The sequence below is a fragment of the Traorella sp. mt218 genome, from assembly GCF_055420025.1.
The window spans coordinates 1-1,500 of the sequence record NZ_JBVAYM010000054.1; the positions used below are offsets into that span (position 1 = coordinate 1).

The 1,500-nt window shown below is 37.7% G+C and carries 1 protein-coding gene; it reads left to right on the forward strand.

Annotation, left to right across the window (positions count from 1 at the left end):
• Positions 1–251 precede the first annotated feature (251 nt).
• Positions 252–1,424 (forward strand): IS110 family RNA-guided transposase, encoded by a 1,173-nt coding sequence (locus ACZYT3_RS12665; RefSeq protein WP_464088904.1) that lies wholly within the window; start codon positions 252–254, stop codon positions 1,422–1,424.
• Positions 1,425–1,500: the final 76 nt, after the last annotated feature.

Sequence of the window (1,500 nt, forward strand, 5' to 3'; positions counted from 1 at the left end):
CTTGTATGATAATTACATACCTTGAAGGTAGTAATCATCGCTTTCCTTTCTAGTCATCTATAGTATGATATAAATAGCCTGTGTTCTCTTTATAAATCATGTAGCTTGACTACTCTAAGGAGACTATTGCCACGGCCTATTTTATCTTTGATTAGTTGGATGTGTCTTTGAATACTTATCTCACGCAAGGTTATGAGAATAGATCACCGTGGAATTACTATCACAGGTAATTTAGAAAGGTGGTCTTTTTTATGACTCTATTTGTCGGCGTGGATATCGCCAAAGAAACTCACTATGCTGCGATGACTGATCAGCACGGTGTAATCCTGATTGAACCTTTTCCTTTCCAAAACTCAAAATCTGGTTTCGAATTGTTTCTGGGTTCAATCTTATCTTTTCTACAAGAATCTGAAAAACTAATTATCGGCTTTGAATCTACTGCCCATTATGCTGATAACTTCATTCATTTTCTTGTATCAAACAATTTATTTTTTAAAGTAATCAATCCCTTGGTAACGAGTTCTTTACGTAATGCAAACATTCGCAATACCAAGACCGATTCCATCGATGCTCTGCTTATTTGTTCTACTCTTTATAAGGAAGAACAGAAAAACACTTTACATCGCGACGAAACTTTCTCTGAAATCTATTCCCTCTGCTGTTCCCGCAGAAATCTGACCAGGATGAGAACCAAAGCGAAGATTCAGCTCGTATCCTATATGGACCGTATCTTCCCTGAATTAGCCCCTTTTTTTAAAAACAACCTGCACATCAACACTTCTTATGCACTGATCAAGGAATACCCTTTGCCTCAATCCATTAAAAAAGTCCGAATTGATGTTCTTACCAGACTTCTTACAAAGGCTTCCCACGGTCGTTATAAGAAAGATAAGGCACTAGAGCTGAAGAAGATCGCAGGGGAATCCATCGGTATCCCCAGTCACTCCTTCGCTCTTCAAGCTCAAATGGCTGTGAATCAAATCGAACTTTATGATGAACAGATTGCTTCTATCGATAAACAGCTCGAAGCATTTGTGAATAACTTTGATACTCCATTGAAGTCCATCACGGGACTTGGTCATTTGGAAATCTCAGTCATTCTATCTGTCACTAATAATCTTAACAATTTTGATTCACCAAGTAAAGTCCTGGCCTATGCAGGTTTGGATCCTGTCGTCCGCCAATCAGGGAAATGGCATGCCTCAAAATCACGAATGTCAAAGCGAGGCAATTCTCTGCTTCGTTATACGCTCATTTGGGCTTCCTACAATGTCTGTAAGAATAATAAAACTTTTATGAATTATTATCTTAAAAAGACAAGTGAAGGAAAGTCTCACTATGCCGCACTTGGGCACTGTGCAGGCAAATTAGTGAGAGTGATATTCAAACTGATCAAATCAAATGAATCATTCAATTTAGATTAGTCAGATATCAACAATTTTTCAAAAAATCCTACATCGTTAGGAATTTTTGTCATGGTTACTCTTACTACCGAAAATT